12 protein-coding genes are annotated in these 14,621 nt (G+C 65.5%); 6 read left to right on the top strand and 6 right to left on the bottom strand.

Annotated elements, in window-relative coordinates:
- Positions 1-87 precede the first annotated feature (87 nt).
- From ACSQ24_RS08705 to ACSQ24_RS08680, 6 genes are all read left to right on the top strand, one after another.
- Positions 88-1,986 (top strand): ABC transporter substrate-binding protein, encoded by a 1,899-nt coding sequence (locus tag ACSQ24_RS08705; protein WP_436094304.1) that lies wholly within the window; start codon positions 88-90, stop codon positions 1,984-1,986.
- 62 nt (positions 1,987-2,048) lie between these two features.
- Positions 2,049-3,035, top strand: a complete 987-nt coding sequence (locus ACSQ24_RS08700; RefSeq protein WP_436094303.1) for an ABC transporter permease — start codon at positions 2,049-2,051, stop codon at positions 3,033-3,035.
- 3 nt (positions 3,036-3,038) lie between these two features.
- Positions 3,039-4,166, top strand: a complete 1,128-nt coding sequence (locus tag ACSQ24_RS08695; protein ID WP_436094302.1) for an ABC transporter permease — start codon at positions 3,039-3,041, stop codon at positions 4,164-4,166.
- Complete coding sequence (locus ACSQ24_RS08690) at positions 4,163-5,890, top strand: ABC transporter ATP-binding protein (protein ID WP_436094301.1); 1,728 nt, start codon at positions 4,163-4,165, stop codon at positions 5,888-5,890. The genes ACSQ24_RS08695 and ACSQ24_RS08690 overlap by 4 nt, the downstream gene beginning before the upstream one ends.
- 22 nt (positions 5,891-5,912) lie before the next feature.
- Positions 5,913-7,136: a mandelate racemase/muconate lactonizing enzyme family protein gene (locus ACSQ24_RS08685; protein ID WP_436094300.1), complete on the top strand. Its 1,224-nt coding sequence runs from the start codon at positions 5,913-5,915 to the stop codon at positions 7,134-7,136.
- Positions 7,137-7,140: 4 nt separating this feature from the next.
- Positions 7,141-8,343 carry a mandelate racemase/muconate lactonizing enzyme family protein gene (locus ACSQ24_RS08680; protein ID WP_436094299.1) on the top strand — a complete coding sequence of 401 codons (1,203 nt, stop codon included), beginning with the start codon at positions 7,141-7,143 and terminating at the stop codon, positions 8,341-8,343.
- Between the two features lie 523 nt (positions 8,344-8,866).
- Here the strand turns inward: ACSQ24_RS08680 and proX are convergent.
- From proX to ACSQ24_RS08650, 6 genes are all read right to left on the bottom strand, one after another.
- The gene (gene proX / locus ACSQ24_RS08675; RefSeq protein WP_436094298.1) at positions 8,867-9,904 is read right to left on the bottom strand and encodes a glycine betaine/L-proline ABC transporter substrate-binding protein ProX; all 1,038 of its coding nucleotides are present in this window, start codon (positions 9,902-9,904) and stop codon (positions 8,867-8,869) included.
- Positions 9,905-10,043: 139 nt separating this feature from the next.
- Positions 10,044-10,997 (bottom strand): ABC transporter permease, encoded by a 954-nt coding sequence (locus tag ACSQ24_RS08670; protein ID WP_436094297.1) that lies wholly within the window; start codon positions 10,995-10,997, stop codon positions 10,044-10,046.
- Complete coding sequence (locus ACSQ24_RS08665) at positions 10,984-12,177, bottom strand: quaternary amine ABC transporter ATP-binding protein (RefSeq protein ID WP_436094296.1); 1,194 nt, start codon at positions 12,175-12,177, stop codon at positions 10,984-10,986. The genes ACSQ24_RS08670 and ACSQ24_RS08665 overlap by 14 nt, the downstream gene beginning before the upstream one ends.
- Before the next feature lie 157 nt (positions 12,178-12,334).
- Positions 12,335-12,649, bottom strand: a complete 315-nt coding sequence (locus tag ACSQ24_RS08660; RefSeq protein WP_436094295.1) for an NIPSNAP family protein — start codon at positions 12,647-12,649, stop codon at positions 12,335-12,337.
- On the bottom strand, positions 12,646-13,497 hold the full coding sequence (locus ACSQ24_RS08655; protein ID WP_436094294.1) for an alpha/beta fold hydrolase: 852 nt from the start codon (positions 13,495-13,497) through the stop codon (positions 12,646-12,648). The genes ACSQ24_RS08660 and ACSQ24_RS08655 overlap by 4 nt, the downstream gene beginning before the upstream one ends.
- A 3-nt stretch (positions 13,498-13,500) precedes the next feature.
- A complete protein-coding gene (locus tag ACSQ24_RS08650) occupies positions 13,501-14,589 on the bottom strand; it encodes an LLM class flavin-dependent oxidoreductase (RefSeq protein WP_436094293.1) in 1,089 nt (362 codons plus the stop codon).
- Positions 14,590-14,621 lie beyond the last annotated feature (32 nt).

Genomic DNA, 14,621 nt, shown 5'->3' with positions numbered 1-14,621 from the left:
GCCGGCAACATCTCAATCCGGGAGGAAAACATGAGCAGGGACACCCAAAGAGGACCACACCGGCGCCGGGGCCTAGACCGCCGCCAGATGCTGAAGGGACTTGCCGGCGCCACCGCGCTCTCGGCCATGCCCCATGCGGCTTTCGCCCAGGCGGCCAAGGAAGCGCCGACCCTCGCCAAGTTGGCGGCGGAGGGCAAACTGCCGCCGCTGGCCGAGCGGGTTTCGGCGAACCCGCTGGTCATCAAGGTGGAGAAGGTCGGGCGCTATGGCGGCTCGCTCAGGCGCGGCCTGCGCGGCTCGTCCGACCATAACGGCATCCTGCGGATGGTCGGCAACCAGGGCCTGGTGCGCTGGAACCTGGCCTTCACCGAAGTCCTGCCGAACGTCGCCGACAAATGGGAGGTCAACGCGGATTCCACCGAGTTCACCTTCTATCTCCGCAAGGGCATGAAATGGTCCGACGGCAAGCCGTTCACGGCCGATGACGTCGTCTTCGCGATCGAGGACTGCGCCAAGAACACCGATCTCTACAAGTCCGCCCCCTCGCCGATCGTCATCAACGGCAAGCCGGGCACGGCGACCAAGATCGACGAGACGACGGTCAAGTTTACCTTCGCCAGCCCGTATGCGCTGTTCCTGGAGCAGATGGCGACCCCGCTCGGGCAGCATCCGACGCTCTTCGCCAAGCATTACTGCAGTCAGTTCCACCCGAAATACAATTCCGGCGTAGCTGACCTCGTCAAAGCGGCGAACCTATCCGACTGGGGCACGCTGTTCCGCAACAAGTGCGGCGATATCGAGATCCCGTCGCGCTGGGGCAATGTCGAGAAGCCGACGCTCGATCCCTGGGTGGTCAAGGAGGCCTATACGGGCGGTTCGACGCGCGTCGTGATGGAGCGCAATCCCTATTTCTGGCAGGTCGACAGCGCCGGAAACCAGCTTCCTTACATCGACCGGCTCACCTTCAGCATCTCGCAGGACGTCGAGTCGCTGATGCTCGACGCGATCTCCGGGCGCCTCGACATCCAGGAGCGCCATCTCGACACGCTTCAGAATAAGCCGACCCTGTCGCAGAACATGCAGAAGGGCGGCTACCGCCTGATCGAGCTGGTCAACTCGTCGTCCCAGCAGGTTCAGATCTATCTGAACATGACCCACAAGGACGCGAAGATGCGGGAGATGTTCGCCAGCAAGGAGTTCCGCAAGGCGCTCTCGCTGGGCATGGACCGCAAGGAGATCATCGACCTGGTCTATCTCGGCCAGTCTCAGCCGCATCAGACCGGGCCGCGCCCGGGCCACCCCTGGTATCACGCGGGATTGTCCGAGCAATTCACCAAATTCGACCCGGCCGAGGCCAACGCCATCCTGGATAAGCTCGGCTATGCCAAGAAGGACGCCGGCATCAGGCTGCGGCCGGACGGGCAGAGGGTCTTCTTCGCCATCGACGTGATCCCGACCCTGTACCCCGACCAGGTCGACGCACTCGAGCTGGTGAAGCGGCACTGGGCCGAGATCGGCGTCGACATCAAGATCAACACGATCGAGCGCGCGCTGTACTACACGCGCGGCGACAACAACGACCATGACGCCGCCGTCTGGCCGGGCCCCGGCGGGCTCGATCCTATGCTCGATCCGCGCGACTACCTCGCCCAGCACACCCAGGGCTCGCGCTATGCCATCCCATGGGCGCAATGGTACGTCTCGGGCGGCAAGGACGGCCAGGAGCCGCCGGATAGCCAGAAACAGCGCATGAAGCTCTACGACCAGGCCCGTGCCACGGCTGACCTGCAAAAGCGCGGCGAGCTCATGAAGCAGGTCTTCGACCTCACGGCCGAGGCCTTCGAGACCATCGGCATCTGCCTGGCGGTGAACGCCTTCGGTATCTGCAAGAACAACCTGCAGAACGTGCCGCCGAAATATCCCAACGCCTGGTCCTGGCCCAATCCCGGCCCGGCCCTGCCGCAGCAATTCTTCTTCACGACATGAGCGACGGGAGCCCGGCGACGCCTCTGGCGTGACCGGGCTCCCTCATCGAAACAGGCAGTGCCATGCTCCGCTTCATCGCCAAGCGCCTCCTCTGGATGGTGCCGTCACTGATCGTCGTCAGCTTTCTGTCCTTCGTGCTGATCCAGCTCCCGCCGGGCGACTTCGTCACGACCTATATCGCGACGCTTGCGGCCTCGAACGAGGTGGTCGACCAGAATACCGCAGCCGACCTGAGGATCCGCTTCGGGCTCGATCAGCCGATGATCGTCCAGTATTTCAAATGGATCAGCGGCATCGTGCTCAGGGGCGATTTCGGCCTAAGCTTCGAGTGGCAGCAGCCGGTCGGCGATCTGATCTGGGAGCGGATGGCGCTGACCCTGGTGCTGACCTTCTCGACGCTGCTCGCGACCTGGGGCATCGCGCTGCCGATCGGGGTGTTCTCGGCGGTCAAGAAATATTCGATCGGCGACTACGTCGTCACCTTCTTCAGCTTCCTCGGCCTCGCGATCCCGAGCTTCCTGCTCGCGCTCGTGCTGATGTACGTTGCCGCGGTCGAGTTCGGGCAGGAGGTCGGCGGGCTCTTCTCTGAGCAGTACCTGACGGCGCCATGGAGCGTCGGCAAGGTCATCGACCTGCTGCAGCATCTCTGGATCCCGGTCATCATCCTGGCCGTCTCCGGCACTGCCAGCCTGATCCGCGTCATGCGCGCCAATATGCTGGACGAGCTGAACAGGCCTTATGTTACGACAGCGCGGGCAAAGGGCCTGTCGGAATTCCACCTCTTGGTGAAGTACCCGGTTCGCCTTGCCCTCAACCCGTTCATCTCGACGATCTCCTGGCTGCTGCCGAACCTAGTCTCCGGCTCGATCATCGTCGCCATCGTGCTGAGCCTGCCGACCGCCGGGCCGCTCCTGCTCCAGTCGCTGATGAGCCAGGACATGTACCTGGCCGGTGCCTTCGTGCTGCTGATCTGCACGCTCACGCTCGTCGGCTCGCTCATCAGCGACATCCTGCTCGCCCTCGTCGATCCCCGCATCAGGCTGGAATAGGCCATGACCGACACCGCCCTTTCACCCGTCGACAGCAAGCGGCTGGCCGTCGCCTCGCAATGGCAGCTCGTCTGGTGGGCGTTCAAGCGCCACCATCTCGCCATGGCGGGGCTGGTCATCACGGCGTTCCTCTACATCATCGCCATTGCGCCGGGCTTCTTCGCCATCAACGACCCGTCGCAGCAGAATGCGCGGGCGGCGTTCTACCCGCCGCAGACGATCCACTTCATCGACACCGCGGCGGATGGGAGCTGGGCGATCCGCCCCTATATCCATCCCTACACGTTCAAGCGCGATCCGCAGACGCTCTCGGCGGTCTACAGCGAGGACAAGAGCCGCAAGAGCTATGTCCGCTTCCTCGGCGAGGGTTATGAATACAAGCTGCTCGGCCTGTTCAGCACGACGACCCACCTGATCGCCTCCGAGAACAAGACCCAGCCGATCTTCCTGCTCGGGGCCGACCGCCTCGGCCGCTGCGTCTACAGCCGGATCATGCAGGGTGCCCAGATCTCCCTGTCGGTCGGCCTGGTCGGCGTCCTGCTCTCCCTGACCATCGGCATCCTGCTCGGCGGCATCTCGGGCTATTATGGCGGGCGGATCGACTTCGCGGTACAGCGCGTCATCGAATTCGTGCTGTCGCTGCCCAGCATCCCGATCTGGCTCGCTTTGTCGGCCGCGCTGCCGCAGGATTGGCCGGCGACGCTCAACTATTTCATGATCACGCTGATCCTGTCGCTGACGGGCTGGGCCCAGCTCGCCCGTGTGGTGCGGGGCCGCTTCCTCAGCCTGCGCACCGAGGAATTCGTCACCGCGGCGCGGCTCGACGGCGCCTCGGAAGGACGGGTCATCTTCCGCCACATGCTGCCGAGCTTCGCCAGCCACATTATCGCGTCGATTTCGCTGGCGATCCCGGCGATGATCCTGGCCGAGACAGCACTCAGCTTCCTCGGCCTGGGGCTGCAGCCGCCGACCATCTCCTGGGGCGTGCTGCTGCGCGAGGCCCAGAACATCCGCTCGATCGCGACCGCGCCCTGGCTGTTCGCGCCCGGCATCGCTGTGGTGATCGCCGTGATCGCCCTCAACTTCCTGGGAGACGGATTGCGCGACGCCGCCGATCCGTACAACAAATGAGCGTCATCGATCTCGCCATAGCCCCGGAGGCGCGCACTGCCGCGCCGGCCCCGATCATCCTCGAAGTGACGGGTCTCGTGACGCATTTCCCGGTGCGCAACGGCACCGTCAAAGCCGTCGATGGCGTCTCCTTCACGCTCCAGCGCGGCAAGACCCTCTGCATCGTCGGAGAAAGCGGCTCGGGCAAGAGCGTGACGGCGCGCTCGATCCTGCAGATCGTCGATGCGCCCGGCCGCATCGTCTCGGGCGCGATGGTCCTGCATCGGCCGGGCGGAACCTCGGTCGACCTCGCGAAGCTCAACCCGCGGGGGCGCGAGATCCGCGCCGTTCGCGGCCGCGAGATCGCGATGATCTTCCAGGAGCCGATGTCGTCGCTGTCGCCGGTCCATACGGTCGGCGACCAGATCATGGAAGTGCTGCAGCTCCACCTGAAGATGGGAAAGAAGGAGGCCCGCGCGCGCTGCGTCGAGCTCCTGAGCCAAGTCGAGATCCCCAAGCCCGAAGCCGCCGTGGACCGCTACACGTTCGAGTTCTCGGGCGGCATGCGCCAGCGCGTGATGATCGCGATGGCGCTGGCCTGCAATCCCTCCCTGCTCATCGCCGACGAGCCGACGACGGCGCTCGACGTCACCACGCAGGCCGAGATCCTCGACCTGATCAGGCGACTGCAAAAGCAGCACGGCATGGCCGTGATGTTCATCACCCACGACATGGGCGTGGTGGCGGAGATCGCCGACGACGTGCTGGTGATGCACAATGGCAAGGTGATGGAGAGCGGCCCGGTCGACGCCATCTTCCACGCGCCACAGGACGACTACACCCGCATGCTGATCGGCTCGGTGCTGAAGCTGGAGCAGAAGGCCGAGATCCGGCTCAAGCGCGCGCCGATCGCGGAGGAGGCCCTGCCGGTCCTGCAGGTCAAGAACCTCGCGATGTATTTTGGCTCACTCAAGGCTCCGCTCAGGGCCGTCGACGACGTCTCGTTGGAGGTCAGGCCGGGCGAGACGCTCGGCATCGTCGGCGAATCCGGCTCGGGTAAGACGACGATGGGGCGCTGCCTGCTGCGGGTCTACGAGCCCCAGGGTGGAGCGATCGACTATCGACGCGCCGATGGCGAGGTCGTCGACCTGCTCAAGGCCGACAAGGAGACGCTGAAGGCCTGCCGGCGCGAGATCCGCATGATCTTCCAGGATCCCGTCGGCTCGCTCAACCCGCGCATGACGGTGGCCCAGATCGTCGGCGAGCCCTTGCTCGTCAACAAGATCGCGGCCGGCAAGGAGCTCGATGACCGCGTCGCCGAGCTGCTGCGGCAGGTCGGCCTGGAGCCGTCCTGGCGGGAGCGCTATCCGCACGCCTTTTCCGGCGGCCAGCGCCAGCGCATCGGCATCGCCCGGGCCATCTCGCTCAATCCCCGCATCATCGTCGCCGACGAGGCGACCTCGGCGCTCGACGTGTCGCTGCGCTCGCAGATGCTCGACCTGATGATGAACCTGCAGGACAAGCTCGGATTGTCCTACGTCTTCATCAGCCACGATATCGGCGTCATCCGCTACATGTGCGACCGGGTGGCGGTGATGTATCGCGGCAAGGTGGTCGAGACCGGCGCGGCCGAGCAGGTTTGCAACGCGCCGACGCATGCCTATACGCAGGCGCTGATCTCGGCCATTCCGCGGCCCGACCCGAGAGCCCGCAGCATCCACCGCAGGCATCGATACGCCGGCTAATCAACTCCCCTGGGCATTCCCCATGAAGATCGTCGACATCAAGACCTTCCTGATGCATGCCGGCGCGCCCAGCCTCAAGAGTTGGGCGTCGGACGGATCGTTCGGCGCGCAGCAATTCTCGAAGAATCTCACCGGCAGCCGCAACTGGCTGTTCGTCAAGGTCGTCACCGACGAAGGCATCACCGGCATCGGCGAATGCTCGGGCTGGCCGCGCGTCATCAGGACGGCGGTCGAGGACCTCAAATCGTTGCTCGTCGGCGAGGATCCGACCCATATCGAGCGGCTCTGGCAGAAGATGCAGATCGCGATCATGGGCCACGGCATGACCGGCGTGGTCGGCGCCGGCGCGATGACCGGCATCGACATGGCTCTCTGGGACATCAAGGGCAAGGTGCTGAACACGCCGGTCTGGAATCTGCTCGGCGGCAAGCTGCGCGACAAGATCCGGATCTATGGCCACGCCAATACGCCAGAGACCGCGCTGTCGCTGAAGCAGCGCGGCGTCACCGCGATCAAATGCGGCGGCGTCTCCGATCCCGTCGGGAAGGTCGCAGCGCTGCGCGAGGCGGTCGGCGCGGAGGTGGACATCGCCATCGACCTGCATGGCCCGCCATGGCTGACGCCGGCCGACGCGACTCAGGTCTGCCGCGCCCTCGAACCCTACAAGATGATGTGGGTTGAAGACCCGATCGCACCGGACAATCTCGACGGCTACGCCCGCATCCGCAGCCATTCCTCGGTGACGCTGGCCGCGGGCGAGCGCATGGCCACGATCTTCGGCGAGCGCGAGCTGATCGAGCGCGACCTGATCGATGTGGTGCAACCGGACACCGGACGCGCCGGCGGCATCACCCAGATGAAGAAGATCGCGGCGATGGCGGAGGCGCATCACATCATGCTGGCGCCTCATTCCGGCTCGCTCGGCCCGGTCGCGGAATATGCCGCGCTGCATCTGCTCGCGAGCTGCCCGAACGGGCTCGTCCTCGAGCGCATCGAGGACGACTGGGACGGCCGCGCCAAGACGGTCATCCCGCATCCGGTCTCGCGCGACGGCTATCTCAACGTGCCCGACCGTCCCGGCCTCGGCGTCGAGATCGACGAGGATTTCGTCGCGCAATGGCCGAGCGAGATGAACGTCTCGATTCCCGTGACGGAGGGCGCCGGCTCCTATGCCGAGGGCACCTTCCGCGAGCATGTCTACGTGCAGACGCGCTGGAAGCGCGGCGCCTATTTCCCGGAGAGCTGAGCCTATGAAGATCGAGCGCCTGCGGGCCTATATGTCGCGCGACAAGGATCGCCCTCGCGTCGTCATCGCCATCGACACCGATGACGGCTTGACCGGCTGGGGCGAGTGCTACAATCACGGGCCCGACAAGGCGCTGCTGCCGCTGCTCGACTACCTGTTCGAGTTCATCCGCGGCCAAGACCCGCGCCGGATCGAGTACCTGATCCTCTACCTAATGCAGCAGAGCCGCTTCCCGCCCGGCGCGCTCGGGCTTGCGGCGATCTCGGCCATCGACCATTGCCTCTGGGACATCTCGGCCAAGGCGCTCGGCGTTCCCGTCTACATGCTGCTCGGCGGCAATGTCCGTGACAAGGTGCGCGTCTATGCTGGCGTCTACACCGCGCCGGACCCGGCCATCGCGCGCGACGAGCTCAACGCACTGAACGAGCAATGGGGGCTGACGGCGTTCAAGCTCAGCCCTTACCGGATCGACATGCATGCCCATCGCTGGGGCGAGGTCGTGCGCACCAGCGCCGAATATTTCCGCAACCTGCGCGAGACCGTGCGTGCGGACTATGAAATCGCCTTCGACGCGCATGCCAAGATCTTCGAGGTCGGACAGGCGATGCAGCTCGGCAACGCGCTCGCCCCCTACGATCCGCTCTTCTTCGAGGAGCCGCTGCGGCCCGAGAACGTCGAAGCCTGGGGCGAGCTGAAGCGCGGGCTAAGCTGCACGCTCGCGACCGGCGAATCCCTCTACAGCCGGTTCGAGTTCCTGCGGCTGCTCTCGGTCAAAGGCTGCGACATCATCCAGCCCGACATCTGCGTCGTCGGCGGCCTCCTGGAGATGCGCAAGATCGCGGCGATCGCCGAGGCGCATTACGTCACCGTCGCGCCCCACAACCCGATGGGGCCGCTCGCCACCGCCGTGAATCTGCATTTCTCAGCGGCGCAGCCCAACTTCCGGATTCTCGAGTACCGGCTCCCGCATGGCCCCAACTACGCCTTCGGCGACGGCAGGGGCGACGCCAATGCCCAGCCCGATCGCTCGCAGGGGGCCTGGTACGTCAAGGACCCCTATCTGCCGAAGGACGGCTACCTCGAATTGCGGCCCGGCCGCCCGGGCTGGGGCGTCGAGATGGACATGGATGTCTTGGCCAAGGAGGACTACGTCCACTGGGAGCGCAAGGTCCCCCGCCGCCCCGACGGCTCGACCGCCTATGCCTGATGCGGCAGGCGGGGGATGCGGGGCGGTGCTGAAATGGGGCCTGGTTCCCCTTTCGCCACGAGCAGCCGCTTCATGGACGATTTGGCGATGGAGTGCCCGGCGCCGCGAGCGCGCCGGCCCGCTCAGCCGCAGCAGCGAGAAACAAGCGGACAGCGCGAATTTTTGAACCGCTTCCAGACGGAAATTGCCAACGGCCAATCACGGTCGCCGCCTCTGGCAGGATGGACTGCCGAAGAGCGGACATTGCTAATGTCAGCAACGGGCCGAATTCGGCTGTCGAGCGGAAAAGAGTTTTCAGTCGCTCTGAAGCAGTCCCAACCCTGCCATGCCAAGCCGGACAGCTTGGGACCGCCAGACGAGACGTTCGATAGTCCTCGCGGCCAAGGGAAAGGCTCGGCAGCGCGGGCCCGTTAAGCAGGGCTCTGCATTTCGACCCGGCGCAGCCTGGCCGAGCCTTTCGCATGCAACAGGCGAGGCCGGAAACGGCTCCGCCTGCCAGCGGTATTGGAGACGAGGTCTCGGCTTACTTCGCCGCGCGCCCTGCGGCGATCCAGCTGTCGAACTGCGTCTTGTGGGCGCCGATCCATTCGTCGGCCATCTTGGTGATCAAGGCGTTGCTGCCGCCGTTCTTGTTGATGTTGAACTCCCAGCCCGACCAGTCCTCGAGCGGGAACTTCATGTTCTCGACGAGCGCCTTCACAGCCGGGTTGGCCGCGACGAACTTCTTGTTCGCGACCGCCCCCCAGTTCCACGAGGCCATGGCCATGCGGCAGGGATCAGCGCCGCCGGCGCAGCCCTTGACGCCCTTGACCAGAGCCGAGCCCTTGTTCGGGACGGACGCCGGCAGCGCGTCCTCCGGCGTCGGCAGCCAGACGACATCCTTGCCCGGAACCAGCGCATTGTTCACCCAGGATGGGCTCCAGGCGTAGAAGAAGGCAGGCTCGCCGCGCTTCACTCGCGCCACGGCCTCAACCATCAGCGCTTCGTACTTGCCGCGGATGGATTTCACGGTGTCCTTCAGGCCGAACTTGTCGAGCTGGAAATCGACGACGTCGCCACAGCTCCAGCCGGGATCGCAATTGATCAGGTCGGCCTTGCCGTCCTTGCCGAAGAGTGCCGCGATCTTCGGATCCTTCATCTGGGTCAGCGAGGTGATGTTGTGGGCATCGGACGTCTTCTTGTCGATCAGGTAGCCGTTGATGCCGCCACCGACGATCAGGCCGCCGCCGACGATCTCGGCATCCTTTTCGACGGCACGAAAGCCAGGTTCGCGCTGTGGGAAGTTGACGTCCGTCGCGAGGTCGAGATCGCCCTGTGCCGCCGCCTGGAAGAACAGGGTCGTGTTTACGGTGCTGAGCTTGATGTCGTAGCCGAGCTCCTTCAGCGCCTTCATCACGATCTGGGCGGTGACATAGTTGGCGCCGAGGCTGTCGCTCTGGGCGTAGCGGATCGTCTTGCCCTTGCCAGGCAGTTCCTGCGCTTGCAACGGAGCCGCAGCAAAGACGAGCACGCCTGCCGCAACAGCCGCCGTCAGAATTTTCAGCCGATTGATGGTCATCATCTCGTTCTCCTCGTTGCCCGGCACGTCGCCCGACCTGCCTTGCGTTGCTTTTTATTGTTCCCCTTCCCGCCTCATGGCGGGCCTTCCAGGCCGGGTGCAACCGCACCCAGCCCGATCTGCTGGCGCATCTGACGATGCGTCAGACAGCCTGCTTGGCCGATGCGGCTACCCCGCCGGCCTCATCGGGCCGCCCGCCCTTGAACAGGCGTGCCACCGTGCCGAGCAGCGGGACGCGCGCGGCGGACTTGCCACCGGCCTTCGGCGCAGCCAGCTTCTGCGTGATCCGATCGAGCACCATGGCGAGCAACACGATGGCGATGCCACCGACCGCGGCACGGCCAACATCGAGGCGACCGAGGCCCTGGAGCACGACGAGGCCGAGGCCTTCGGCGCCGATCATCGCCACGACGACAGATAGAACCATGGCGGTCAGCACGGTCTGGTTGAGGCCGCCGAGGATGGTCGGGATGGCGAGCGGCAGCTGGATTTCGAAGAGGAGCTGCCGCTTGTCGGCACCGAAGGCGAGCCCGGCCTCGACGATCTCGTGCTCGACCATACGGATGCCGAGATTGGTGAAGCGGATCAGCGGCGGCACCGCGGCCGTCACGACCGCGACTTCGCCCGGCACGGTGCCGACCCCGAACAGCATCACGACCGGGACGAGGTAAACGAAGCTCGGCGTCGTCTGCATGATGTCGAGAATCGGGCGCACGACGTTCCAGACCCCGTCGCTGCGGGCGCACCAGATGCCCATCGGAATGCCGATCACCGCGCAGAAGACGATGGCGGTCGAGATCAGCGACAATGTCGTCATCGCCTCGTTCCAGACGCCGAGCATGGCGATCACGATCAGCGAGATGGCGCTGAACAGCGCGATCCCCAGCGTCGACAGCCGCCAGGCGAGCAGGAAGAAGCCGACGACGAAGATCGGGAACGGAATGGCGTGCAGCACCCAGTCGTTCAGGCTCAGCAGGTTCTCGACCGGCCATTTGATGGCGAGGAAGATCGGGCGCAGGTTGAGCGCCACCCAGCTGACTCCGCTCTGGATCCAGGCGTCGATCGGGAAAACGGCAAGATCGTCAGCCTTGAACATGGCGCTCTCCAGTGGAAGCGGTCTTGGGCGTGGTGGAGGAGATGCGGTCCAGGATGTCGTCGGCGCCGAGCGTGCCGACGAACTTGCCATCGTCGTCGACGACCGCGATCGGGCAGCCACCGCGATAGCTGCGAGCAACTTCCAGCAGCTTCGCCCCCTGCCCCACGCTGACATAGTCGGCGCTCGGAGCGCCGATCTCGCCACTGCTGCGGGCCTTGCCGCAGGCATCGGCGTCGAGCGTGCCGAGGATCCTGCCGTCACGGTCCAGCACGAAGCCCGCCCCACCGGTCTCGCCGACCAGGCTGCCGCGCTCCGATTGCAGGATCGGCTCGCCGCAGCGCATCACCGAGCGCGCGTCGAACAGGCGGGCCCGGTCGATCTCGCGGGTGAAGGCGGCAACATAGTCGCTGCCCGGCTCCAGCACGATCGATTGCGGCGTGCCCTCGCGGACCAGCTCGCCCTCGGACATGATGGCGATGCGGGTGCCGAGCTTCAGCGCCTCCTGGAAGTCATGGGTGATGAACAGGATCGTCTTGTTCAGCGTGCGCTGCAGGCGCAGCAGCTCGTCCTGCATCTCGGTGCGGATCAATGGATCGAGCGCGCTGAACGCCTCGTCCATGATCAGCACGTCCGCATCGGTCGCGAGCGCGCGGGCAAGGCCGACGCGCTGGCGCATGCCACCCGAAAGCTCGTGCGGGAAATGATAGCCCCAGCGGCCAAGGCCGACCACGGTCAGCACCTCCTCGGCGCGGCGCCGGCGCTCGGCAGGAGCAATGCCGCGCAGCTTGAGGCCGAATTCAACGTTCTCGATGACGCGCTTGTTGGGCAGGAGCGCAAAGTGCTGGAAGACCATGGAGATGCGGGTGCGGCGCACCTCGCGCAGGTCTTCTTCCCCGAGCGGCACGATGTCACGACCGTCGAGCAGTATCTTGCCGGCACTCGGTTCGTTCAACCGGTTGATGCAACGCGCCAGCGTGGACTTGCCGGAGCCCGACAGGCCCATGACCATGTACATGGCGCCCTGAGGCACGGTCAGCGAGACGTTGTTGAGGCCGACGACTGCGCCGAGCTTCTCGAAGACCTCGTTCTTGTCGCCACCCTTGGCCAGGATCTCCAGCGCAGGCCCGGGCGTGCTGGAAAATACCTTGTACAGATTCTGGATCTGCAGTCGCTCGGTCATCTCCGAACCCCTCCTCTCGGCGCCCGCTTGCACCGGGCTTGTGCGACCTGCCTGCCGCCTCAGTTAAGAGCCGGCAGGGCTTGTGCGTCTTCCTGCGATCCGCAGGAGAATGAAAACCTTCACTCGTCTCCCACGAGGAAGATCGGCCTCTCCTGCGTCAGCGCAGCGGCGAAAAATCCGTCGGCAGCAGGATCCGGTTCTCAGCCTGCTCGATGGTTTCCGAAAGCTTGGGCAGGAAGGCCTGCCAGCGCGGGTCGTCCGCGAGTTGCTGGCGCCGGCGCGTCCTGTCCTCGAAATCAGCATAGGCCCAGAGATGGGTCACGTGGCTGAGCGGCCCGATCTCGGTGGTGAAGTAGCCGACCAGATGGCCGAGGATCGGCTGCTGGATCGCCAGCCCCTCCTCGCGCACTAGCTGGAGATAGCGGCCCATGCGGCCATTGCGGATGCGGTAGATCCGTTCCTCGACGATCATGCCGACTGCCTTTCCGAGCCATTGCCAAGAAAGTCGCGCATCAGCCCGGCGACCTGCTCGGGCGCTTCCATCAGGATCGAGTGGCGCAGACCCGGCAGGATGTGCAGCTGCGAGCCGGAGATGCGCTCGTGCATGTAAAGCGCCATGCGCGGATTGGAGCCGGCATCCGCCTCGCCGGTCGCGATCAGGACCGGGATGCGGATCTGGTCGAGCAGCCCGCCGAAATCGGTCTGCGCCAGCACGCGATAGGCCGCAGCATAGCACTCCGGGTCGTTCTCGGCATTGCGCTGGCGCAGCTGCGCGATCAGCTCCGGGTTTCTTGCCTGGAAGCCCTCTGTCAGCCAGCGCGAGAGCGAGGCGTCGTAATGCGAGCCGCGGTCACCCGCTTGCAGGGCCGCCAGCCGGGTCGCGACGCGCTCGCGTTCCTCCTCGTTGCGTCCGGCCACCGTCGCCAGCAGCACGAGCCGGCGGACGCGCTGCTGATACGTCAGCGCAAGTCGCTGCGCGATCAGCCCGCCGAGCGAGAAGCCGGCGAGGTTGAAACTCTCGAAACCGGCATGGTCGGCCAGCACCAGCACGTCGCCGACGAAATCGTCGATCTCGTAGCGCCCGCGCACCTTGCTCGAGCGACCATGACCGCGCAGGTCGAATGTCAGGATGCGGAAGCGATCGGAGAGGCGCTCCGCCACACCCTCCCAGGCCTCCAGATAGGAGCCGACGCCGTGGATGCAGATGAGCGGCTCGCCCTGCCCCTGCAGGCGATAGTTCAGCCTCACGCCGCCGACGGTCAGGCTCTGCGGCCCACCCGTCGGCTCGGCGCGCCGGGCGGCCGAGGTTCCGGCAGCCACGGCTCAGTATCCCACGGCCGCAAGGCGCAGCGCCTTGGCTCCGTCGCGCTCGCGGGCGGCGAAATGCGGCATCACCTCGTCGATGAAGAGGCGCAGCGTCCGCATCTGCAGCTCGAAAGGCAGGTTGAACGAGAGGCCAAGGCAGTACTGATCGACGCCGGCCTCCTCATAGACCTGCAGCTTGCGGATCACCTCGTCGGGCGTGCCGAACATCAAATTGTCGCGCACGGCTTGCGGATTGTAGTTGTCGCGGTTGGCGATGGTCTCGAAGGGAATGGCCTCGGGGAAGCCGTTCGTCACCGTGCCACTGTTCTGCATCAGGTTCTCAAAATAGCCGCCGTAATCGACCGAGTGCCGCACCGCGAGCTCCCAGTCGGCCTGCCGGTCGTAGATGCAGGTGCGCCGCTGCATCATCAGGCGCGGGCGGGGGTGCTCGGGATGGTCGGCGACCGCCTTGCGGAACTTCTCACCGAGCACGCCGACCTCGGCCGGCGGCGCCGAAAGCGGCGTCGAGAGGATGTTGGCGCCGATGCCGACCGCCCAGTCGAAAGTGCCGGGATCGCGTGCCGCGACCCAGATCGCCGGGTGCGGCTGCTGCAGGGGCTTGGGCACCGAGGTCGCGAGCGGAAACTTCCAGTAGTGCCCGTCATGCGCGTAGTCGCCCGCCCAGAGCTTCTGCACCGCCGGCACGAGCTCCTGCATGAAGGCGACGCCCTGCTGCTGCGGGATGCCGCCGGCCATGCGGTCGAATTCGTATTGATAAGCGCCGCGGGCGATGCCGAACTCGAGGCGCCCGCCAGTGAGATGATCGCAGAGCGCGGCCTCACCGGCCAGCCGGATCGGCGACCAATAGGGTGCGACCAGCGTCGCGGTGCCGAGCCGGATGCGGTCGGTGTGCTGGGCGAGCCAGGTCAGCGTCTGGAACGGATTCGGCGAGATCGTGCACTCGATGGTGTGATGCTCGGCGGTCCACAAAGTCTCGAAGCCGCCCTCGTCGGCGACCTTCGCCAAGGTGCGGAAATTCTTGACGGCGTCCCGCATGGACTCACCCGGCGAGAAGCGCTCCATGCTGATGGAAACGGCGAATTTCATGGCTTTCCTCCGTTCTGGCTTCTGTCGCGGAC

Source organism: Allobosea sp. LjRoot237, assembly GCF_964253285.1.
GTDB lineage: Bacteria > Pseudomonadota > Alphaproteobacteria > Rhizobiales > Beijerinckiaceae > Allobosea.
The sequence above is the reverse complement of the archived record's forward strand: the minus strand, read 5'-3'. Positions and strand labels throughout refer to the sequence as shown.